This window comes from Streptomyces sp. NBC_01477 (assembly GCF_036227245.1).
GTDB lineage: Bacteria > Actinomycetota > Actinomycetes > Streptomycetales > Streptomycetaceae > Actinacidiphila.
Genome location: NZ_CP109445.1, coordinates 7,672,269 through 7,693,048, shown reverse-complemented (window position 1 = coordinate 7,693,048; position 20,780 = coordinate 7,672,269). Strand labels below are relative to the sequence as shown.

Genomic DNA, 20,780 nt, shown 5'->3' with positions numbered 1-20,780 from the left:
CCAGAGTTCCGCTCACGCCGGATGCGGATCGGAGGTCGTCAGGGTGGAGCCATCAGCGGGCGGGAAGGTGTCGGTGTCGTTCCGCGGCGTCGCCATGGGCGGGACGCCGCCGGCGCGGCACATTGCGTCGCCTCCAGCGCCGGCCCTGCTGTCGTACCCGCACGGCGAACTGCTGCGCGACGGACGCCCGCACCGGATCCTCGCCGGGTCGCTGCACTACTTCCGGGTCCACCCGGCGCAATGGGCCGACCGTCTGGAGCGCCTGGCGGCCATGGGCCTGAACACCGTGGACACCTACGTCGCGTGGAATGTCCACGAACAGCGCCGGGGACAGCTCCGCTTCGACGGCGGGCGCGACCTCGGGCACTTCTTCGACCTCGCGCAGGACGCCGGCCTCGATGTGATCGTCCGCCCGGGTCCGTACATCTGCGCGGAGTGGGACAACGGCGGGCTGCCCGCCTGGCTGACGGGCCTGGCGGGAATGCGCCCGCGCTCGTCGTACCGCCCCTACCTCGACGAGGTGGCGCGCTGGTTCGACACACTGATGCCGCAGATCACCGCGGCCCAGGCGGCGTTCGGCGGGCCGGTGGTCGCGGTGCAGGTGGAGAACGAGTACGGCAGCTACGGCGACGACCGCGGCCATCTGGAGTGGCTGCGCGACGCGCTGACCGCGCGGGGCGTCGGCGAACTGCTCTACACCGCCGACGGACCGACCGCGCTGATGCAGGACGGCGGCAGTCTGCCCGGCACCCTGGCCACGGCGACCTTCGGTTCTGGGCCGGAGGCCGCGGCCGGGCTGCTGCGGGCGCGGCGGGCCGGGGAGCCGTTCATGTGCGCCGAGTTCTGGAACGGCTGGTTCGACCACTGGGGCGAGCCGCACCACATACGGTCGGTGGACAGCGCGGGCAGCACGCTCGCCGGCATCCTGGACGCCGGCGGCTCGGTGAGCGTCTACATGGCGCACGGCGGCACCAACTTCGGTCTCGGCTCCGGCGCCAACCACGACGGCACCCGGCTCCAGCCCACCGTGACCAGCTACGACTCCGACGCCCCGGTCGCCGAGAACGGCGCCCTGAGCCCGAAGTTCTTCCGGATCCGCGAGCTGCTGCTCGCGGCGACCGGCGCCGCACCCCGCCCGTTGCCCGCCGATCCGGCGCTGCTGGCGCCCCGTGCACTCCGGCCGGTCCCGGGCGCGGGCCTGCTCGACGGGCTGGCCGCGCTGGCGCCCGCCGCCGACTGGCCGCACCCGCCGAGCTTCGAGGAACTGGGCCAGCCGTCGGGCCTGCTGCTCTACCGGTCCCGCCCCCTGGTGCCCGCGGGCACGCACGACCTCACGGTGCACGGGCTGCACGACCGCGCCCAGGTCTTCGCCGACGGTGCGCCGCTCGGCGTGCTCGACCGGGAGACCGGCACCCTGCCGCTGACCGGCACCGGGCAGCGGGTCCGGCTCGACCTGCTGGTGGAGAACCAGGGCCGGATCAACTACGGCCCGCTGCTCGGCCAGGGCAAGGGCATCCTGGGCGGTGTGCGGATCGGGCCGCGCCTGGTCCACACCTGGACGGTGCACGGGCTGCCGCTCGACGAATGGTCGCGGGACGACGTGGCCCGCGCCCCGGCCGCGGCGCCGCCGTCGGGCAGCTGCGGCTTCGCGACCGCGCGGCTCGACCTCGACACCCCCGCCGACACCTTCCTGGCGCTGCCGGGCTTCGGCAAGGGCTTCGTCTGGGTCAACGGGACGCTGCTGGGCCGCCACTGGGAGATCGGCCCGCAGCTGACCCTCTACGTGCCGGCGCCGCTGCTGACTCCGGGCCGCAACACCGTGACGGTGCTGGAACTCGAACGCTTCGGCGACCGGATCGAGCTGCGCGACCGGCCGGAGCTGGGGCCGCCGGAGGAATACGTCGAGACCTTCGACTGAAGCTCTGCTCGGCCGGGCTCAGTCCTCGCCGGTCTTCCGCGCCCGGCTCGGCTGGACCCGCTTGGGCTCGCCCTTCATCTTCGGGTGCTCCGGCGGGTACGGCAGATCGGCGAGGCCGTGCTCGCGCTCGTCGCGGTCGGCCAGGTCGAGGGCCGCGTCGAGCCGGAAGGCGTGCTCGTCCATGTCGGCGTGCAGGTCGCCGACCTCCGCGTATCTGGCCGGCATCGTGACCAGGTCGAAGTCGGTGGGCGCCACCTCGGCCAGTTCGTCCCAGCGCAGCGGCGCCGACACCGGCGCGTGCGGGAAGGGGCGTACGGAATAGGCGCTGGCGATCGTCCGGTCGCGCGCGGTCTGGTTGTAGTCCACGAAGATCTTCGCGCCGCGCTCCTCCTTCCACCAGGCCGTGGTGACCCGCTCCGGTGCGCGCCGCTCCAGCTCGCGGGCCACCGCGATGGCCGAGCGGCGCACCTGGGTGAAGGTCCACTCGGGCGCGATCGGCACGAAGACGTGCAGGCCGCGCCCGCCCGAGGTCTTCGGCCAGCCGGTCAGGCCCAGGCCGTCGAGGACGTCCCGCAGCTCCTGCGCGGCGCGCACGGCGTCGGAGAAGTCGGTGCCCGGCTGGGGGTCGAGGTCGATGCGCAACTCGTCCGGGTGCTCGGTGTCGGTGCGGCGGACCGGCCAGGGGTGGAAGGTGAAGGTGCCGAGATTCGCCGCCCACAGCACCGCGGCGGTCTCCGTCGGGCAGATCTCGTCGGCGTAGCGGCCGCTGGGGAAGGCGATCCGGCCGGTCGGGATCCAGTCGGGCAGATTCTTCGGCGCGCGCTTCTGGAAGAACGAGTCGCCCTCGACGCCGCTGATGTAGCGCTCCAGGGTGGTGGGCCGGTTCCTGAGCGCCCGCAGGATGCCGTCGCCGACGCCCAGGTAGTAGCGCACCAGGTCGGCCTTGGTCAGGCCGCGCTGCGGGAAGTAGACCTTCTCCGGATGCGACACCCGTACGGTGCGGTCGCCGACGGTCAGCTCCAGCGTGTCTGCCATGCCCCCACGCTAGGCCGGGCGGTCCACGGGCGCGCCTTGTGCGCGGCCCGCCGACGCGCCCTGTGCGGCGGCGGCGCGCACAATCGGGGCATGGACTTGCCGGTGATGCCCCCTGTGCAGCCGATGCTGGCCAAGGCCGCGAAGGCCATCCCGTCCGGCATGCAGTACGAGGCCAAATGGGACGGCTTCCGCGCGATCGTCTTCCGCGACGGTGACGAGATCGAGCTGGGCAGCCGCTCCGCCAAGCCGCTCACCCGCTACTTCCCCGAGGTCGTGGAGGCGCTGCGGACCCGGATCCCGCCGCGCTGCGTGCTCGACGGCGAGATCGTCATCACGCGGGGCGGGCGGCTGGACTTCGACGCGCTGCTGGAGCGGATCCATCCCGCCGACTCCCGGGTGCGCCATCTGGCGGAGGTGACGCCCGCGGGCTTCATCGCCTTCGACCTGCTCGCGCTCGGCGACACCTCGCTCATGGCGGAGCCGCAGCGGGACCGCAGGGCGGCGCTCACGGCGGCACTGGAGGACGCGACCGCGCCGGTCTTCATCGCGCCCGCCACGGACGATCTGGCGCTGGCCGAGGACTGGTTCGACCGCTTCGAGGGCGCGGGTCTCGACGGGGTCGTCGCCAAGCCCCCGCAACTGGCGTACCGGCCGGGCGAACGCGTCCTGGTGAAGGTCAAGCACGAGCGCACCGCCGACTGCGTCGTCGCGGGGCTGCGGCTGCACAAGAGCGGGCCGGTGGTGGGGTCCCTGCTGCTCGGCCTCCACGACGGCGAAGGGCGCCTCCAGCACGTCGGCGTGTGCGCGTCCTTCCCGATGCGGCGCCGCGCCGAACTGATGGAGGAGCTGGCCCCGCTGCGGATGGACTCGGTCGCCGGCCACCCCTGGCAGGAGTGGGCGAGCGAGGAGGCCCAGGCCGCCGACCGGCTGCCTGGCGGCCCCAGCCGGTGGACCGGCAAGAAGGACCTGTCCTGGCTGCCGCTGCGCCCTGAGCGGGTCGTCGAGGTCGCCTACGACCACATGCAGGGCGACCGCTTCCGGCACACCGCGCAATTCCGCCGCTGGCGCCCGGACCGCGAACCCGGGCAGTGCACCTACGCCCAGCTGGAGGAGCCGGTCGGATACGACCTGGCGGACTTCCTGTCCACGGGATAGGGCCGGCGCCAGTCGGCGGATTCGGCGATGGCCGCCGCCGGCGCTACGGCCGGTGTCGGTTGCGCGCGACCATCGGGACGCAGACGCGTCTCCGGCCTGCCGCCAGGCCGTACGGTCGGCAGCGGCCGGCCATCCCGCTGCCGACCGTCCCCGCCGGGCGGCTCGGTCAGCCGAGAAAGCTCAGCCGCACCTCGCGCCTGTAGGGCCTGCCGCGAAATCCCGCGGTCGGCTGCGGCCGGCCGCCCCGGTGCCGCTCATGCCCGCCGGGCGGCTCGGTCAGCCGAGAAAGCTCAGCCGCACCTGGCGGCGCGGGTTGTCCCGGTTGGTGTCCACCATCACCACGGACTGCCATGTCCCCAGCTCCAGCTTTCCGCCGACCACCGGCAGCGTGGCGTGCGGTGGTACGAGCGCGGGCAGCACATGGTCGCGGCCGTGCCCGGGGCTGCCGTGCCGGTGCCGCCACCGGTCGTCGGCGGGCAGCAACTCCCGCAGGGCGGCCAGCAGATCGTCGTCGCTGCCCGCACCCGTCTCGATGACGGCGACCCCGGCGGTCGCGTGCGGCACGAACACGTTCAGCAGCCCGTCGCCCCCGCGGGCCTCCTCCCGGAGGAAGGCCTCGCAGTCGGCGGTGAGGTCGTACACGGACTCCACCGACCCGGTGGAGACGTCGATGACGCGCGAACGGTAGTGGTCGGCCATGCGGCCATTCTCCTCCGGGCACGTGAGCGGTTGCCACTTGCGGTGCCGTCGCGGTCTGCCGCGCCACGGTGGCCGGCCGCGCAATTCCCGGCCCTCCGAGAGGGCTGCCCTTTGCGGCACGTGATGCCCTCCGGCTGTCTTCGCCGCCCCGGGTCCGTGAAGGGCCGCCTCTGCTCGTGGCGGCTCCCTGCGGCGCCCGCGCCCGGGTGGCGGAGAGGCTGCCTGCGCCGGGGCGCGCCTATGTATCGCGGCGACACGGCTGGTCGCGCAGTTCCCCGCGTCGATGGGTCCCGGCGGCCGGGGCTCGGCCGATCGCGCGCTTCCCCGCGCCTCTGCGGGGGTCGTCCCCGGTCGGAGGGCGGCCCTCCCGGGCGGGCGGGACGGGGGTCATTGCCGTGGGGCGGGATTGGTCTGTACCATTCAGCGGGCCTGGACGCCGTCCGTCCTTGCCGCAGCCCGGAGGGGGTGAACGCGTTGCGCCGGCTCACCGCGCTGGTCGACTCGTGCCTGCTGCCCACCGTGCGCGGGCGGCACGAACGGCTGCCCGAATGGATTCTGCGCGGCCTGGAGAGCGGCACGCCGGGCGCGGCCGTGGACGGACAGGGTCCGGCGGCGCGGGCGACGACCGAAGCGCTGCGGGCGGCACTGCCCGACGCACTCGCCGGGCTCCCGGGTGTGCGGGACCCGGACCGGGCCGGCGGCGGCAGCGCCGCGGCGGCCGACCTCGTCGCGGCGGGCGCGAACCTCCATCTGGCCGTCCGCCCAGGACTTCGCGCCGACGAGACCCGCGTCTTCGTCACCGACCTGCAGACGCACGGTGTGGCCGCCGCGCTCGGCCCCTTCACGGCCGCGGGCAGCCTGCGGCCGTTCGCCGAGGGCGCCGCCGCGGGCGTACGGGCGATCACCGCGGGCCACGCCCCGGTGCCGGGCGACGAGCAACTGCCCGCCATGCTCAGCGCCCGGGCGGTGACCGGGGTGCTGCGGGGCGAGCTGGGATACGGCGGCGTCGTCCTGAGCGACACGCTCGACGCGCCCGCGATCGTCGACGGCTGGGGCGTACCCGGCGCCGCGGTGCTGGCCTGGATCGCCGGCGTCGACCTGGTGCGGCTCGGACCGTCGAGCGGCGCGGGGGTGCGGGACGCGATCCACGCCGCCGCGGCCCGCGCGGTGGCCGACGGCGACCTGCCGCAGTGGCGGCTGGAGGAGGCCGCGGAGCGGGTCGCACGGCTGCGCCGCTGGGCCTCGGAGCCGCGGATGCCGGCCGCCGAGCCTGCCCGGGCCGCCGGCGCCGGCTGAGCGCCGCCGGGGAAGTATTCCTCCGGCGCCACCGTTGGCACAGGCATGAACGATGCGGTGCGTGATGTCGAGGTCGCCGTGGTCGGCGCCGGCCAGGCCGGCCTGTCGGCGGGCTATTTCCTGCGCCGCACGGGCTTCGCCCCGGGCACGGGTTTCGTCGTGCTCGACCACTCCCCCGGCCCCGGCGGCGCCTGGCAGTACCGCTGGCCGTCGCTCACCTACGGCAAGGCGCACCGGGTGCACGAACTGCCCGGCATGCCCTTGGGCGACGCCGACCCCGACCGGCCGTCGGCCGAGGTGGTGGGCGACTACTTCGCCCGCTACGAGCGGGAGTTCGACCTGCGGGTGCACCGTCCGGTCGACGTGACGGCGGTACGCGGCGGGGACGGCGGGCGGCTGCGGATCGAGACCGACGCCGGGACGTGGTCGGCGCGGGCACTGATCAATGCCACGGGTACCTGGGACCGGCCCTTCATGCCGTACTACCCGGGCCAGGAGACCTTCCTCGGCCGCCAGTTGCACACCGCCGGCTACCGGGGCGCCGCGGACTTCGCCGGCCTGCACGTGGTGGTCGTCGGCGGCGGCACCTCGGCGGTGCAGCTGCTGATGGAGCTGGCCGAAGTGGCACGCACCACCTGGGTGACCCGGCGTCCACCGGTCTTCCGCAGCACGCCCTTCACCGAGGACTGGGGACGCGAGGCGGTCGCGACGGTCGAGCGGCGGGTGCGCAGCGGACTGCCGCCGCAGAGCGTCGTGAGCGTGACCGGGCTGGCCGCTACCGACGCCGTGCGGCAGGCCATCGACCGCGGCACATTGCGGCGGCAGGAGATGTTCGACCGGATCACGCCGCATGGCGTCGCCTGGAGTGACGGCCGGACACTGGACGCGGACGTGATCCTGTGGGCCACCGGTTTCCGCGCCGCACTCGACCATCTCGCCCCGCTGCGGCTGCGCGAACCCGGCGGCGGCATCGCGGTGGACGGCACGCGGGTGATCAAGGATCCGCGCGTCCATCTGGTCGGCTACGGGCCGTCCGCGAGCACCATCGGCGCCAACCGCGCGGGCCGTACGGCCGTACGCGACATCCGGGCGCTGCTGGCCCGCGCACCGTCGGATTCCGCCCCTCCGGCCGGACTCGCGCGCGAGCGCCCGCTCGAACGTGCGCGCTGAACGCGCGTAAGCCCACGGCACGCACGTGACGTGGCGCCTCACCGGCGCCGCCGCTCCCCTCCCGGGTGCGGCGGCGTTCCGCTTGCCGCCACCTTGGCCGCGCCACAGCCAATAAACATCGGATGTCTTCTTCCCTGCGAACGGTGATTGCGGCAGTATGGGCGCATGCGTGATCGAGATCAGCCCTGCCTGCGCCGGGGCGGCACGGAGGACCCATGCGCGTAGCACTCTTCCTCACTTGTGTGAATGACCTGTTGTATCCGGATACAGGTCGGGCGGTGGTGACGCTGCTGGAGCGGCTGGGTGTGGAGGTGGACTTCCCCGCGGGGCAGACGTGTTGCGGCCAGGCGCACTACAACACCGGTTACCGGCATGAGGCGGAGCCTTTGGTGCGGAGGCATGCGGAGGTGTTCGCGGGTTACGACTACGTGGTGGCGCCGTCGGGTTCGTGTGTGGCGATGGTCCGGGAGAACTATCCGCGGATGGCCGAGCGTGCCGCCGCCGAGGGCCGCGACAGCGGGCGCGGGCTGGCCGCGGCCGCGGCCGCGGCGGTGCCGCAGACCTACGAGCTGACCGAGTTCCTGGTCGACGTCCTCGGGGTCACCGACGTCGGCGCGTACTTCCCGCACACCGTGACCTACCACCCCTCCTGCCACGGCCTGCGGATGCTCGGCCTGGGCGACCGCCCCCGGCGGCTGCTCCAGGCGGTGCGGGGGCTGGAACTGCGGGAGCTGCCGGGCGCGCAGGAGTGCTGCGGCTTCGGGGGGACCTTCGCGGTCAAGAACCCCGACGTGTCCGCCGCGATGGGCCAGGACAAGATCGACAACGCCCGTTCCACCGGCGCCCAGGTCCTGTGCGGGGCCGACAACTCCTGCCTCATGCACCTCGACGGCATGATCTCCCGCCAGAACACCCCGCTGCGGGCCGTCCACCTCGCCGAGATCCTCGCCTCGACCCAGGAACACCCCTACCAGACACCGGAAACGGCAGGAAAGATCCGATGAGCGGTACGTATCTGGGGCTGCCGTCGTTCCCGGCCGCCGCACGGGAAGCGACCCGCGACGGGCAGCTGCGGGCGAACCTGCGCCACGCCACCCACACCATCCGCAGCAAACGCGCCACCGCGATCAGCGAACTCACCGACTGGCCCCAACTGCGCGCCGCGGGAGCCGCGATCAAGGACCACACCCTGCGCCACCTCGACCACTACCTCCTCCAACTGGAAGAGGCGGTGACCGCGGCCGGCGGGACCGTCCACTGGGCCACCGACGCCGACGACGCCAACCGCATCATCACCGCCCTCGTCCACGCCACCGGCCACACCGAAGTCGTCAAGGTCAAATCCATGACCACCCAGGAAACCGGCCTCAACCACGCCCTCGCCCACGCAGGCATCACCGCCTACGAAACCGACCTCGCCGAACTCATCGTCCAGCTCGGCAACGACCTCCCCTCCCACATCCTCGTCCCCGCCATCCACAAGAACCGCACCGAGATCCGCGACATCTTCACCCGCGAGATGACCCACTGGGGACGCCCCGCCCCCGACAACCTCACCGACAACCCCACCGACCTCGCAGAAGCCGCCCGCCTCCACCTCCGCGAAAAATTCCTCACCGCCAAAGTCGCCATCTCCGGCGCCAACTTCATGATCGCCGAAACCGGCACCCTCGCCGTCCTGGAATCCGAAGGCAACGGCCGCATGTGCCTCACCCTCCCCGACACCCTCATCACCCTGGCCGGCATCGAAAAAGTCATCCCCACCTGGCAGGACCTCGAAGTCTTCCTCCAAACCCTCCCCCGCTCCTCCACCGCCGAACGCATGAACCCCTACACCACACTGTGGACCGGCACCACACCCCACAACGGCCCCCGCACCTTCCACCTCGTCCTCCTCGACAACGGCCGCACCGACACCCTCGCCGACACCACCGGACGACAAGCACTGCGCTGCATCCGCTGCTCCGCCTGCCTCAACGTCTGCCCCGTCTACGAACGCACCGGCGGCCACGCCTACGGCACCCCCTACCCCGGCCCCATCGGTGCCATCCTCACCCCCCAACTCCACGGCACCACCACCCCCCTGGACGCCTCACTCCCCTACGCCTCCACCCTCTGCGGCGCCTGCTACGACGTCTGCCCCGTCGCCATCGACATCCCCGACATCCTCACCCACCTCCGCGAACGCATCACCCAAGGCGGACCCACCACCCGCCAAGGACAGAAAACCACCATCAAACCCGCCAAACGCCACCGCCTCGAACACACCACCATGCGCACCACCCGATGGACCCTCCAGCACCCCACCGCACTCCACCACGCCCAAAAACTCGCCACCCACACCCGAAAACTCCACCCCAAAAACCCACCAGGCACCACCACCAAAGCCTGGACCACCACCCGCAACCTCCCTCAAATCCCCCCCACCACCTTCCGCCAATGGTGGCAACAACACCAAAAACAAACCACACAACCAACCCAGCACACCCAGCAAGCCCCGCACACCGAAAAAGCTCAGCCCGCCCACAACACCGAACAGAACGAACTAACCCCGCAGACCCCGCAGACCCCGCAGAACGGGAAAAGCGAAAAAGGCCAGCAGAACGAGAAAGGCGGCCGTCAGCAATGACCACCGACAGCCGCACCGAAATCCTCCGCCGCATCCGCCAAGCCCTCGACGGCACCACCGACGGCACCCCGCCCGACCCCGCCACCATCCCCCGCGACTACCTCACCGTCCACGCCCACCGCACCCCCGAACAAAGCGCCGACCTCCTCGCGGACAACCTCACCGACTACCGCGCCCACGTCCACCGCACCAACGAACAAGACCTCCCCGCAACCCTCGCCCGACTCCTCACCCACCACGGCACCCGCACCGCCATCACACCCCCCGACCTCCCCCACCACTGGCTCAGCCAGACCACCGGCATCACCATCACCACCCCCGACGAAACCACCACCACCCACACCCTCGACACCGCCGACACCGTCATCACCGGCTGCACCCTCGCCATCGCCGAAACCGGCACCATCATCCTCGACAGCACCACCGCCCAAGGCCAACGACGCATCACCCTCATCCCCGACCACCACATCTGCGTCATCCGCACACCCCAGCAAATCGTCGACTCCATCCCCCAAGCCCTCCCACGACTCAACCCCGCCCACCCCCAAACCTGGATCTCCGGACCCTCCGCCACCAGCGACATCGAACTCACCCGCATCGAAGGCGTCCACGGCCCCCGCACCCTCGACGTCATCCTCCTGACGTCATCGCCGCAGAGCGGCTGACCTTGAGCGCCCACAGCACCAGCGGCACCTGGACCGGCAGCCGGGCGTATGCGGCGGCCTTGTACGGGGTGCGGCGGTGGCGCCAGTCGTAGGCCATCTTGACGTTGGCCGGGAAGACGGCGACGAAGAAGCCCGCGGTGAGCAAGGCGCCGGTGCGCCGGGTGGCGGGCAGCGCGACGGCCGCGGCCAGCACGGCTTCCACCGCTCCGCTGGCCTGCGTCCAGGTACGGGCGCTGCCGGGGAGCGCGGACGGCACCAGGGCGTCGTACTGCTCGGGGCGCGCGAAGTGGGTGACGGCGGCACCGGCGAGCAGGCCGGCAAGCAGTTGGGCGGAACGTGCGGGCACCGGGACGTACCTCCTGAACGGGGGCGGGCGGATCCCGCCGGACGCTCACCTTACTCTCGGGTAACGTCCGGTTCGCAAGGGCACGCGACCGCCTCAGGGCGCGCTGGTCGCCAGTTGCGTATCGCGTTGCACCAGTGCCGCGTAGCGACCGCCCGCCGCGAGGAGTTCGTCGTGGGTGCCGCGTTCGATGATCCGCCCGGCGTCGAGGACCACGATCTGGTCGGCGTCGCGGATGGTGGACAGCCGGTGGGCGATGGTGACGGTGGTGCGCCCGGCCGACAGGGTGTCGATGGCGTCCTGGACGGCCTGCTCGGTCCTGGTGTCCAGTGCGCTGGTGGCCTCGTCGAGGATGAGCACCGGCGGGTTGCGCAGAATCGTGCGGGCGATGGCAAGCCGCTGCTTCTCGCCGCCGGAGAAGCGGTAGCCGCGCTCGCCGACGAGCGTGTCGTAGCCGTCCGGCAGGGCCGCGATGTGCTCATGGATCTGGGCGGCCCGGGCGGCGGCGTGGATCTCGTCGTCGGTCGCGTCCGGCTTGGCGAAGCGCAGGTTCTCCGCGACCGAGGCGTGGAAGAGATACGTCTCCTGGGAGACCACGCCGACCGCGGCGGCCAGCGTGTCGAAGGTCAGATCGCGGACGTCGGTGCCGTCGATCGTGACCCGGCCCGCTGTCACGTCGTAGAGCCGCGGCACCAGGTAGCTCAGGGTGCTCTTGCCCGAACCGGTCGCGCCGACGACGGCGAGGCTGCCGCCCGCGGGGACGGCCACGTCGATGCCGCGCAGCGTCGGGGCGCCGGACTCGGCGTCGTAGGCGAAGTCCACGGCCTCGAAGGCGATGTCGCCGCGTACGGTCCCCAGGCTGCGCGCGCCGGGCCGTTCGGTGATGTCCAGCGGCAGGTCGAGGTATTCGAAGATGCGCTGGAAGAGCGCGAGCGACGTCTGCATCTGCACACCGGTGGCCAGCAGCGAGACGGTGGGCCGGAAGAGGCCCTGCTGGAGCGAGACGAAGGCGACCAGGGTGCCGATGGAGAGGGCGGGGCCGCCATGTCCTGTGGTCAGCCCGGCGGCCCAGTAGAGCAGGGCCGGCATCGCGGACATCACGATGCCGATGACGGCCATCCGCCAGCGGCCCTGCATGTTGGAGCGCACTTCGAGGTCGACCAGGCGCTCGGACTCGGTGGAGAAGTCGCGGGTGAGCGAGTCGGCGCGGCCCATGGTGCGGCCGAGCAGGATGCCGCTGACCGACAGCGACTCGGTGACGATCGCGGACATCGAGGCCATCTGCTTCTGCCGCTCAGTGGCGATCTTCTTGCGCTCGCGGCCGACCCGGCGGGCGATCCAGACGAAGACCGGGAGCAGCAGCAGGGAGACGATGGTCAGCCGCCAGTCCAGGGCTGCCATCGCCACGACGGAGGCGATGACGGCGGTGGCGTTGGAGACCAGCGAGGTCGCGGTGGAGGTGACGGTGGCCTGCATGCCGCCGATGTCGTTGGCGATCCTGGACTGCACCTCGCCGGTGCGGGTGCGGGTGAAGAAGGCCAGCGACATGCGCTGGAGCCGCTCGTAGACGGCGGTCCGCAGGTCGTGCATGACGCGCTGGCCGACGGTGGTGGAGATCAGGGTCTGCAGGACGCCGAAGACTCCGGTCGCGACGGCGGTGGCGATCATGCCGAGGGCGAGCAGGCTCAGCAGGCCGGTGCGGCCCTGCGGGATCGCGGTGTCCAGGATCGCCCGCAGCAGGAAGGGCGAGGCGACGGAGACCAGCGAGGACAGGCCGACGAGGACGCCCACGACGGCCAGCCGGCCGCGGTAGGGCCGGAACAGCCGCACGATACGGCGGACGTCGGTGGGGGTGGCGGGTTTTTTCTCCGGTGGCGTCCACCGGGAAGCGAGATCGTTTTCGGGGCGCAAAGGACTCCTCGGGCGTGGCGGTACGACTGGGGTGCGGATCCGGGTACGGCTGCGGGACTCTCGACTGAGAGTGTAGGTCATTGTTACCTACGCTCACAATGAACTACATCCTGCTAGGGTGTATTCCATGGACACCCGTACCACCGAGCCCGCGCCTTCGCACGCGACGGCGGACGAAGTCACCGGTCGGCTCGCCGATCAGCTGCTGCGGCTGAGCCGGCGGCTGCACCGTGCCCAGCGCCGGCTGCTCGAACCGCTGGGCATCACGCCCGCGCAGGCCCGGCTGCTGCGGACGCTGGCACACTGCGACGAGCCGCCGCGGATGGCCGATCTCGCCCAGCGCCTCGATGTGGTGCCGCGGGCGGTGACGACGCTGGTGGACGCGCTGGAGGAGCAGGAGCTGCTGCGCCGGGTGCCCGATCCGCACAACCGCCGGGTGATCAGGATCGAGCTGAGCGACGGCGGGCGACGGGCGCTGGCCGATCTGCGGCTCGCCAGGCGTACGGCCGCGGCCGAGATCCTGGCGCCGCTGGACGCCGGCAGCCGCGCCGCGCTGACCGAGCTGCTGGCCGCGCTCGACCGGGACGAGGCGGCGGAGCCGCGCCGCTGCTGAGCCGGGCCGGCCGCGCCCAGCACGGCGGCAGTACGGGACCCCGGAGCATGCCGCTCCGGGGTCCCGTACTGCCGCTGCCCGCCGGGCGGCTACTTGTCGATGTCGACGGGGCCGCCCTGGGCGACCACGGTCGGCGCGATCGGCGCGGTGCAGGCGCTGCACCGCTTGGCCGCGGCCGGGATCGCGGTCAGGCACTCCGGGCACTCGCGCATCGGCGCGGCCGCGGCCTTGGGGAAGAACTTCTCCTGCATCCGGTTCATCGGCAGCACGACCAGGAAGTAGATCACCGCCGCGACGATCACGAAGCTGATCGTCGCGTCGATGAAGGTGCCGTAGGGGAAGGTGACCCCCGAGGCGTGGAAGGTCCTGACGCTGAAGTCACCGGTGGCGCCGCTGACCAGGCCGACGATCGGGGTCAGGAACGCTTTGACGAAGCCGTTCACCAGGGCGGTGAAGGCGGCGCCGATGACGATGCCGACCGCGAGGTCGACGACATTGCCGCGGAGCAGGAAGGTGCGGAAGCCCTTCATCATGGGGGGTCCCCTCTGTGGTCAAGATCGGTGGAAGACCACAGTGTGCCGGGTCCTGCCGCAGAGGGGTGAATCGGTGGTACGCCGCTCGGGGCGGTGGTCAGTTGCGCCAGGTGTCGTTCAGTACGGTCTTGCCGGTGGCCGGGACGGTGGCCGTCCGGTTGGCGCCGGACTCCCAGGTCACGTTCCCGGCGCCGTCCTTCCGGATGTACTTGTACTGGAAGGACGTCCCCGCGGCCATGGTGACGTCCAGCTTCCACACCGGGTAGCTCGCCGAGGACAGCAGCAGGGCGCTGCCGGTGTTCCAGTTGCCCAGGGTGGAGTTGTCGCCGACGACGTAGATGTTCTGGCCCAGCACTGTGGTGGCGTTCACCGCGAAGGACGCGCCCGCCGCCGGGTTCGTCGTACCGCCGGTGCTCGTACCGCCGGTGGTGCCGCCCGAGGCCGCGCAGGGTCCCCCGGCATAGAGGGCGACCGCGTCGTTCGCGCCGATGGTGGCGGTGAACCTGTGGTCGGAGCCGACGGAATAGGTGGCGCCGCTGTGCTGCACGTCGCAATAGGTGCCGGCCGGCAGCGACGTGGTGAAGGTCTGGGTGAGCGCGCTGCCCTCGTGGTTGATCGCGACATAGCCCTTGCTGCCGCGGCCGAACGCGATGGCGTTGTTGCCGTTGTCCCACCAGTTGGTCACCGCGGTGCCGGAGACGGCGTTGCGGAAGCCGACCATGCCGGAGATCTGCGGCCACGCGTGCTGGCACTTCCAGCCGTCGCTGTAGCAGGCGTTGACGGTGCCGCCGTTCGGCGGACCCGCGTCGTTGTTGGAGAACTCGTAGCCGGAGTAGACGTTCGGCGAGCCGTACGGCCACGCGAGCACGTAGACGTTGGCCAGGGTGTAGGTGGCGTTGTCCTTGTAGCTGAGCGTCGAGCCGTTGCGCTCGGTGTCCCAGTTGTCGACGAAGGTGCGGGCCTTGTCGCTGGACACGTAGCCGGCGCCCCAGGACGCGCCCCAGTTGCTGAGGGAGGCCAGCTTCTGCCCGTTGAAGATCCGCTTGAGGTCGAAGGCGCCCTGGAAGGCGTCCACGTCCCCGGTGTTGACGTACTCGCCGGGCTGTACGGCCTCGCCCGCGCCGTAGATCGCCTCCTGCGCCCAGTAGATGTTCGGGTTGCTGAGCTTGGCCTTGATCGCCGCGAGGTCGGTCTCGGCCATGTGCTTGGCGGCGTCGACGCGGAAGCCGTCGACGCCGAGCGCTATCAGGTGGTTCAGGTACCCGGCGATGGTGCTGCGCACGTAGTCGCTGCCGGTGTTGAGATCGGCGAGGCCGACCAGCTCGCAGTTCTGGACGTTGGAGCGGTCCTGGTAGTTGGAGATGCTCGTCCGGCAGGTGTGGAAGTCCTGGTCCTGGTAGTAGCCGGGGTAGTTGTACTTGCTGTAGTTCGTGCCCCCGGTGCCGGTGCCGGAGCCCGCCGACATGTGGTTGATCACCGCGTCGGCGACGACCTTCACACCGGCCGCGTGGCAGGTGTTCACCATGCTCGCGAACGCCGCCTCGTCGCCGAGGCGGTTCTGCAGCTTGTAGCTGACCGGCTGGTAGGAGGTCCACCACTGGTCGCCCTGGATGTTCTCGGTGGCGGGCGAGACCTCGACGTAGCCGTAACCGGCCGGGCCGAGCTGGTCGGTGCAGGCCTTGGCGACCGAGGCGTAACGCCACTGGAAGAGCGTCGCCGTGACGTCCTTGCTGCCGGGCGGGGTCGCGTGCGCCTGTTGGACGGTGGCGGCGAACAGTCCCGCTGCCGCGACGACTGCGGCCAGCGAAGCGTTCAGTGCACGGGATCTCATGGGCGGCTCCTTCGGTGAGCGGGCACAGCGGTGTGCCCCTGCGAAGGCAGCCACGCGCCTGGCCGCCGAGGTGGGGGGAATGAGCGGAACCCGGGTCCCTCGGGGTTCCGCCCAGGAGCTTCCCGCCGCGGGTGCGTACACGTCAAGATGGTCGACGGAAGAACTTTCGTCAGCTTGCTGCAAGTTGTTGCCGCCACCCGGGTGCCGGGGTGGAAAACCGGTTGACCCGGCGCGGACGACTTCGCGAAAGTTGCACGGTTCAGGACCGCACTTCGCGCGCTATCTCCGCATCCGTCCGGCAGGTCCGTGCATTTCCGTAATCCGCCGCTCCGACCCCAGGACATCATGACGTCCCTACGCGATCTCCCGCTGTCCGACCCCGGTGTTCCCGACGCGCGCTCGGGCTTCCGCTTCCTGCTCTGGCTGGAGGTAAGACAATGGCGCGGCCAGGTGCAGGCCGCCGCCTGGGGCACCCTGCACATGGCCGCGGTCGCGTCCTTTCCCGCCGCCGTCGGACTGGCCGTCCAGGCCGTGGTGGACCGCTCGGGAATGCGACTGGGCCTGGCCGGCGGGCTGATGCTGCTGCTCGGGCTGCTCACCGCGCTCGGCGACACGATGCTGCACCGTACGGCGGTGACCAACTGGATCAGTGTCGCGGCGCGCGTCCAGCAGTTGCTCGCGGGCAAGACCGTCGAGCTGGGCGCGGTGCTCACCCGCCGGGTGGCGGCGGGCGAAGTGGTGGCCGTCAGCACCGGCGATGTCGAGAAGATCGGCTGGTTCGTCGAGGCGCTGGCGCGCTTCACCTCTGCCCTGCTCGCCACTGTCGGGGTGGCCGTCGCCCTAGTGGTCTACCAGCCCGCGCTCGGCGTGATCGTGGCCGCGTCGGTGCCGGTGCTCGCGCTCGCGGTGCTGCCGCTGCTGCCCGCGGCGACCCGGCGCGCCGACCTCCAGCGGGAGAAGGCGGGCAAGGCCACGGAATTGGCGTCCGACACGGTGGCGGGGCTGCGGGTGCTGCGCGGCATCGGCGGCGAGGAGCTGTTCCTCGACCGCTACCGCCGCGCCTCGCAGCAGGTGCGGGCCGCCGCGGTGCACAGCGCCCGGATGTGGGCGCTGATCAGCGCGGTGCAGGTGCTGCTGCCCGGCCTGCTGCTGGTCGCCGTCGCCTGGTACGGCGCCAGGCTCGCGCTGGACGGGCGGATCTCGGTGGGCGAGCTGGTCACGGTGTACGGCTCGGTGGCCTTCCTGATGATGCCGCTGCGGAATTTCGAGGAGATCGCCATGGCCTGGTCCTTCTCCCGTCCCTCGGCCAAGCGCGCGGCCCGGGTGCTGGCGCTGCAGCGGGGGCACGAGGGCGCTGTGCCCTCCACGGCGGACGGCGCCGCGGAAGCGGAGGTGCCCGCGCTCACCGGGGAACTGCACGACCCGCTGACCGGGCTGCGCGCCACGCCCGGGCTGCTGACCGCGGTGGTGTGCGGCGACCCGGACGCGGCGGGGCGGCTGGCCGACCGGCTGGGCGGCCACAGCCCGTCGGGGACCGGCGCGGACCCCTCGGCCACACTCGGCGGCCACCGGCTGGACGCGCTGCCGCTGGCCGCCGTCAGGACCGCGGTGCTGGTCCAGGACAAGGACCCGGTGCTGCTGTCGGGCACGCTGGCCGAGCTGCTCGCGGTGCCGTCGTCCGGCCGCGTCACACCCGAAGCCGCGCTCGCCGCGGCCCAGTGCGGCGATGTGCTGGACGCGCTGGCGCAATCGCTGATCGGAACCGGGGCCGGTGGCGGGGCAGGCTCCAGCTCGGGCTCGGGTGATCCGATGCTCGCCCGGATCACCGAGCGGGGACGGTCGCTGTCCGGCGGGCAGCGGCAGCGCCTCGCGCTGGCCCGCTCGCTGGTCACCGACCCGGAGGTGCTGGTGCTCGACGAGCCGACGTCGGCGGTCGACGCCCACACCGAGGCCCGGATCGCCCGCGCGCTCGGGACGGTCAGAGCGGGCCGCACCACCGTCGTCTTCACGTCGAGCCCGCTGGTGCTCGACCGGGCCGACCGGGTGGTCTTCGTCGACGACGGCACCGCCGTCGCGGCAGGCGGCCACCACGAACTGCTGCGGACCGACCCCCGCTACCGGGCCGTCGTCACCCGCGAGGCCGACCCCGGCCCCGCCCCGGTACCGGCGCCCGTCGGCGTCCCGCGCCCCGCCGCCACGATGGAGGAATCCGCATGATCGGCGTGCGACCGCCGGACTACGATCCGGCCGCGCCGCAGCAGACCAACACCCTGCCGGTGGGCTCGCCCGCGACGGTACGGACCTATGTCCGCGAGCTGGCCCGGAGGCACCGCGGTGCCTTCATCCTGCTGGTGGCGGTGAACACGGTGGCCGTGCTGGCCTCGATGGTGGGCCCCTATCTGCTCGGCGGCCTGGTGCAGGACCTCTCGGACGGCAAGCGCGATGTCCCTCTCGGCCGGGTGGTGGCCTTCTTCCTGGCCGCGCTGGTGGTGCAGGCGTACTTCGTCCGGCTGGTGCGGCTGCGCGGGGCGGTCCTCGGTGAGCTGATGCTGGCCGATCTGCGGGAGGACTTCCTGGTCCGGGCGGTGTCGCTGCCGCCCGGGGTCCTGGAGCGCGCGGGCACCGGCGACCTGCTCTCCCGGATCACCACCGACATCGACCGGCTGGCCAACGCGATGCGCGAGGCCGTACCGGAACTGGCCATCGCCGTGGTCTGGGCGGGGCTGCTGCTGGGCGCCCTCGCGGTGACCTCGCCCCCGCTCGCGCTCTCGGTGCTGGTCGCGCTGCCGGTGCTGGTGGTCGGTGTCCGCTGGTATTTCCGGCGCGCCCCGCAGGCCTACCGCTCCGAGGCCGCCGGATACGCGGCCGTCGCCGCGGTGCTGACCGAGTCCGTCGACGCCGGCCGCACCATCGAGGCGCACGGCCTCGGCGGTCGCAGGCAGGAGCTGTCGCGGCAGCGGATCGGCCAGTGGGTGGCGTGGGAGCGCTACACGATGTGGCTGCGTACCGTCCTCTTCCCGGTGATCAACGCCACCCATGTGCTGATCCTGACCTCGGTGCTGATGATCGGCGGTGTCTTCGCGCTGAACGGGTGGGTGTCGGCGGGCGAGCTGACCACCGGCGCCCTCTACGCCCAGATGCTGGTGGACCCGGTCAACCTCATCCTGCGCTGGTACGACGAGCTGCAGGTCGCCCAGGTCTCGCTGGCCCGGCTGGTCGGGGTGCGCGAGGTCGAGGAGTCCGCGGGGGACGAGCGGATCTCGCCTGAGGGCCGCGAGGTCGCCGCCGACCAGGTGCGCTTCGGCTACCGGAAGGGCAGCGACGTCCTGCACGGCATCAGCCTCAATGTGCCGCCCGGCACCCGGCTGGCGCTGGTCGGACCGTCCGGCGCGGGCAAGTCCACCCTCGGCCGGCTGCTGGCCGGGATCTACGCGCCGCGGACCGGCGAGGTCACCCTCGGCGGGGCGGAACTGGCCCGGATGCCGGCCGAGCGGGTCCGCGAGCATGTGGCCCTGGTCAACCAGGAGCACCACGTCTTCGTCGGCACGCTCCGCGACAATCTGCAGCTGGCCCGGGCGACCGCGGTGGACGACCAGCTCTGGGAGGCGCTGCGCGCGGTGGACGCCGAGGAGTGGGCGCGGGCGCTGTCCGACGGCCTGGACACCGAGGTGGGCTCGGGCGGCTCGGTGCTCACCCCGGCGCAGGCCCAGCAGCTCGCGCTGGCCCGGCTGGTGCTCGCCGACCCGCACACCCTGGTGCTCGACGAGGCCACCTCGCTGCTCGACCCGCGGGCGGCCCGCCACCTGGAACGCTCGCTGTCCCGGGTGCTGGACGGTCGCACGGTCGTCGCCATCGCGCACCGGCTGCACACCGCGCACGACGCGGACGTGATCGCGGTGGTCGAGGACGGCCGGATCAGTGAACTGGGCAGCCATCACGAGCTGGTCGCCGCCGACGGCGCCTACGCTGCGCTCTGGCGGTCCTGGCACGGCTGACCCGTCACCGGCGGGCGCGGGCGGGCGGCGATGCCGCCGCCCGGCCGGGTCCGCCGGGCCGGAGGTCAGCCGAAGACGCCGAGGGCGCCCAGGGCGCAGCCGCCGCCGAGAACGAAGAAGATCGGGGTGAGGACCTTGATCTCCACCCAGCTCCCGGCCCGGAATCGCATGGGCCTCGGCGGGCCGATCGGATACCAGCGGCGCCGGCCGATCGGTATCGGCCACAGCACCGGGCAGCCCGACACGGTCAGGGCGTCGCCGACGCAGTGCACCAGGGAGCCCAGCACGATCGGCAGGCCGATCCACAGGTAGTGCTGGCCCGGCTGGGTGAACAGCCAGTCCTTGCCGTTGCCCGGGTCGTCCAGCACATCGGCGAGCACCCAGGCGCTGGTCGCCCCGAGCAGCCAGACCAGTACGTCGCTCGACATCCTGGCCTGCCGCCACAGCAGGCCCTCCACGGCGAGCACCATGTGGATGAAGAGGATGGTGAGCACCGCCCAGCGGCCGCCGTAGACCGCGGCCGCCGAGAATCCGGCGCCGACCATCACGGCCCACAGCCAGGTGTGGGTGAGGGTGCGGTGGCCGCCGGCCCGCCGAGGGTCGCCCTTCATGCGGGTCGCCTTGTACGTGGCGTGCGCCAGCTTGTCCACGATCTTGCACAGCGCCCGGGACAGCGGTCCGAAGGCCCGGGAGATCGTCGCCGCCTGGTGGTCCAGGTCGGGGGCGAGAGCGGCGCCCGCGCAGATCAGTGCGCCCACCACGACGGTCGGCCAGGGCATCGGATGGTCGAGGCCCGCCGCAATCGCCCCGACGCCCAGCCAGGCCGCCGCTCCGGACAGTGAGTGCGCAGGTCCCATCATGGTGCTGCTCCGTCCCCCTGATATGCCGCCCGCGGGCGGAGTTGACGCATAGTCGACGGCACACCCTATCGCCGATGATCACGGCCGCCGCCTCCGGTTCCGCCTGTGACAGCTGGGACAGGCAAGA

The 20,780-nt window shown here is 72.2% G+C and carries 17 protein-coding genes; 10 read left to right on the top strand and 7 right to left on the bottom strand.

Going from position 1 to position 20,780, the window contains the following annotated elements:
• Positions 1-94: 94 nt before the first annotated feature.
• The gene (locus OHA86_RS32735; protein WP_329182641.1) at positions 95-1,918 is read left to right on the top strand and encodes a glycoside hydrolase family 35 protein; all 1,824 of its coding nucleotides are present in this window, start codon (positions 95-97) and stop codon (positions 1,916-1,918) included.
• Between the two features lie 18 nt (positions 1,919-1,936).
• Here OHA86_RS32735 and ligD read toward each other — a convergent pair whose 3' ends face one another.
• A complete protein-coding gene (gene ligD, locus OHA86_RS32730) occupies positions 1,937-2,953 on the bottom strand; it encodes a non-homologous end-joining DNA ligase (protein WP_329181191.1) in 1,017 nt (338 codons plus the stop codon).
• Positions 2,954-3,043: 90 nt separating this feature from the next.
• On the opposite strand from ligD, the gene OHA86_RS32725 reads away from it, so the two are divergent.
• The gene (locus OHA86_RS32725; RefSeq protein ID WP_329181189.1) at positions 3,044-4,108 is read left to right on the top strand and encodes an ATP-dependent DNA ligase; all 1,065 of its coding nucleotides are present in this window, start codon (positions 3,044-3,046) and stop codon (positions 4,106-4,108) included.
• 276 nt (positions 4,109-4,384) lie between these two features.
• Here the strand turns inward: OHA86_RS32725 and OHA86_RS32720 are convergent, their stop codons facing one another.
• Entirely contained in the window at positions 4,385-4,807 is a 423-nt protein-coding gene (locus OHA86_RS32720) for a YjbQ family protein (RefSeq protein ID WP_329181187.1), read from the bottom strand.
• Positions 4,808-5,272: 465 nt separating this feature from the next.
• Between OHA86_RS32720 and OHA86_RS32715 the strand changes: the two genes are divergently transcribed.
• The 5 genes from OHA86_RS32715 to OHA86_RS32695 all read left to right on the top strand — a co-directional run bounded on the left by OHA86_RS32715 (position 5,273) and on the right by OHA86_RS32695 (position 10,567).
• Complete coding sequence (locus OHA86_RS32715) at positions 5,273-6,103, top strand: glycoside hydrolase family 3 N-terminal domain-containing protein (RefSeq protein WP_329181185.1); 831 nt, start codon at positions 5,273-5,275, stop codon at positions 6,101-6,103.
• Positions 6,104-6,148: 45 nt separating this feature from the next.
• Entirely contained in the window at positions 6,149-7,273 is a 1,125-nt protein-coding gene (locus tag OHA86_RS32710) for an NAD(P)-binding domain-containing protein (protein ID WP_329181184.1), read from the top strand.
• A 215-nt stretch (positions 7,274-7,488) separates the two neighbouring features.
• Positions 7,489-8,277 (top strand): (Fe-S)-binding protein, encoded by a 789-nt coding sequence (locus OHA86_RS32705; protein ID WP_329181183.1) that lies wholly within the window; start codon positions 7,489-7,491, stop codon positions 8,275-8,277.
• Positions 8,274-9,902 (top strand): lactate utilization protein B, encoded by a 1,629-nt coding sequence (locus tag OHA86_RS32700; RefSeq protein ID WP_329181181.1) that lies wholly within the window; start codon positions 8,274-8,276, stop codon positions 9,900-9,902. The genes OHA86_RS32705 and OHA86_RS32700 overlap by 4 nt, the downstream gene beginning before the upstream one ends.
• Entirely contained in the window at positions 9,899-10,567 is a 669-nt protein-coding gene (locus OHA86_RS32695; protein ID WP_329181179.1) for a LutC/YkgG family protein, read from the top strand. Before OHA86_RS32700 ends, OHA86_RS32695 begins: the two co-directional genes overlap by 4 nt.
• Here OHA86_RS32695 and OHA86_RS32690 read toward each other — a convergent pair.
• Both OHA86_RS32690 and OHA86_RS32685 read right to left on the bottom strand, forming a co-directional pair.
• Positions 10,533-10,913, bottom strand: coding sequence for a DoxX family protein (locus tag OHA86_RS32690; protein ID WP_329181178.1), 381 nt, complete (start codon positions 10,911-10,913; stop codon positions 10,533-10,535). The genes OHA86_RS32695 and OHA86_RS32690 overlap by 35 nt on opposite strands.
• A gap of 93 nt (positions 10,914-11,006) precedes the next feature.
• Complete coding sequence (locus tag OHA86_RS32685) at positions 11,007-12,902, bottom strand: ABC transporter ATP-binding protein (RefSeq protein WP_443071929.1); 1,896 nt, start codon at positions 12,900-12,902, stop codon at positions 11,007-11,009.
• Positions 12,903-12,948: 46 nt separating this feature from the next.
• Here OHA86_RS32685 and OHA86_RS32680 point away from each other — a divergent pair, with 46 nt between their 5' ends.
• Positions 12,949-13,434 (top strand): MarR family transcriptional regulator, encoded by a 486-nt coding sequence (locus OHA86_RS32680; RefSeq protein WP_329181173.1) that lies wholly within the window; start codon positions 12,949-12,951, stop codon positions 13,432-13,434.
• 89 nt (positions 13,435-13,523) lie between these two features.
• Here OHA86_RS32680 and mscL read toward each other — a convergent pair whose 3' ends face one another.
• A complete protein-coding gene (gene mscL, locus OHA86_RS32675; protein WP_329181171.1) occupies positions 13,524-13,967 on the bottom strand; it encodes a large conductance mechanosensitive channel protein MscL in 444 nt (147 codons plus the stop codon).
• 97 nt (positions 13,968-14,064) lie between these two features.
• Positions 14,065-15,798 (bottom strand): carbohydrate-binding module family 20 domain-containing protein, encoded by a 1,734-nt coding sequence (locus OHA86_RS32670; protein ID WP_329181169.1) that lies wholly within the window; start codon positions 15,796-15,798, stop codon positions 14,065-14,067.
• A gap of 345 nt (positions 15,799-16,143) precedes the next feature.
• On the opposite strand from OHA86_RS32670, the gene OHA86_RS32665 reads away from it, so the two are divergent.
• Together OHA86_RS32665 and OHA86_RS32660 are read left to right on the top strand one after the other, a co-directional pair.
• Positions 16,144-18,015, top strand: a complete 1,872-nt coding sequence (locus tag OHA86_RS32665) for an ABC transporter ATP-binding protein (RefSeq protein ID WP_329181167.1) — start codon at positions 16,144-16,146, stop codon at positions 18,013-18,015.
• On the top strand, positions 18,012-19,793 hold the full coding sequence (locus OHA86_RS32660; RefSeq protein WP_329181165.1) for an ABC transporter ATP-binding protein: 1,782 nt from the start codon (positions 18,012-18,014) through the stop codon (positions 19,791-19,793). Before OHA86_RS32665 ends, OHA86_RS32660 begins: the two co-directional genes overlap by 4 nt.
• Before the next feature lie 65 nt (positions 19,794-19,858).
• Here the strand turns inward: OHA86_RS32660 and OHA86_RS32655 are convergent, their stop codons facing one another.
• Entirely contained in the window at positions 19,859-20,653 is a 795-nt protein-coding gene (locus OHA86_RS32655) for a metal-dependent hydrolase (protein WP_329181164.1), read from the bottom strand.
• Positions 20,654-20,780 lie beyond the last annotated feature (127 nt).